Source organism: Pseudoalteromonas sp. 2CM39R (assembly GCF_023161845.1).
This window is the reverse complement of sequence record NZ_JALNTM010000058.1, coordinates 1-1470: the sequence shown is the minus strand read 5'-3', so window position 1 is coordinate 1470 and position 1470 is coordinate 1. Positions and strand designations below refer to the sequence as shown.

At 45.2% G+C, this 1470-nt stretch carries 1 rRNA gene; it reads right to left on the bottom strand.

Annotated elements, in window-relative coordinates:
• Positions 1 to 1151: ribosomal RNA gene (locus MTF66_RS38355) — 23S ribosomal RNA — on the bottom strand; the annotation flags it as partial.
• Between the last annotated feature and the right edge of the window lie 319 nt (positions 1152 to 1470).

Below are 1470 nucleotides of genomic sequence, written 5' to 3'. Positions count from 1 at the left end.
TGAATCCGCAGCTTCGGTGCATAGTTTAGCCCCGTTACATCTTCCGCGCAGACCGACTCGACCAGTGAGCTATTACGCTTTCTTTAAAGGATGGCTGCTTCTAAGCCAACCTCCTGGCTGTCTGGGCCTTTCCACATCGTTTCCCACTTAACTATGACTTTGGGACCTTAGCTGGCGGTCTGGGTTGTTTCCCTCTTCACGACGGACGTTAGCACCCGCCGTGTGTCTCCCGGATATTACTTTACGGTATTCGGAGTTTGCAAAGGGTTGGTAAGTCGGGATGACCCCCTAGCCTTAACAGTGCTCTACCCCCGTAAGTATTCGTCCGAGGCTCTACCTAAATAGATTTCGGGGAGAACCAGCTATCTCCCGGTTTGATTAGCCTTTCACTCCTAACCACAGGTCATCCCCTAACTTTTCAACGTTAGTGGGTTCGGTCCTCCAATTGATGTTACTCAATCTTCAACCTGCCCATGGCTAGATCACCGGGTTTCGGGTCTATACCTTGCAACTATTCGCCCAGTTAAGACTCGGTTTCCCTACGGCTACCCTAATCGGTTAACCTCGCTACAAAATATAAGTCGCTGACCCATTATACAAAAGGTACGCAGTCACCCTCGAAGGGCTCCTACTGCTTGTACGTACACGGTTTCAGGTTCTATTTCACTCCCCTCACAGGGGTTCTTTTCGCCTTTCCCTCACGGTACTGGTTCACTATCGGTCAGTTGGGAGTATTTAGCCTTAGATGATGGTCCACCTATATTCAGTCAAAGTTTCACGTGCTCCGACCTACTCGATTTCACTTAAAATGCGTTTTCATGTACGGGACTATCACCCTGTATCGTGGCACTTTCCAGAGCCTTCCATTAACACATAATAAGCTTAAGGGCTGTTCCGATTTCGCTCGCCGCTACTATCGGAATCTCGGTTGATTTCTTTTCCTACGGGTACTTAGATGTTTCAGTTCTCCGCGTTCGCCTCGTTAACCTATGTATTCAGTTAACGATACCTGCAAGCAGGTGGGTTTCCCCATTCGGAAATCCTAGTCTCAAGTGCTTTTTACTAGCTTGACTAGGCTTATCGCAAGTTAATACGTCCTTCATCGCCTCCAACTGCCAAGGCATCCACCGTGTACGCTTAGTCACTTAACCATACAACCCAAACGGGTCTTTGTTTTGTGACAGTTTAACTTCGCCAGAAGTTAATATTGAATACTAAAGTAGATACCAATTAATCCGAAGATTAAATTGGCACTGAATGATACTGCTATCATTCTTTTTTACTTTTGAAAACTCTGTACAAATAACAAATGTCATTCATACGAATTTTATTATCAGCTTTTCCAAATTTTTAAAGAGCATATTAATTAGTTAACCCAAAGGGTAAAACTAACTAACAATCATCTGTGTGGACACTACGAACAAATAAGTTCTAAATCGTATAAGGAGGTGATCCAGCCCCAGGTTCCCC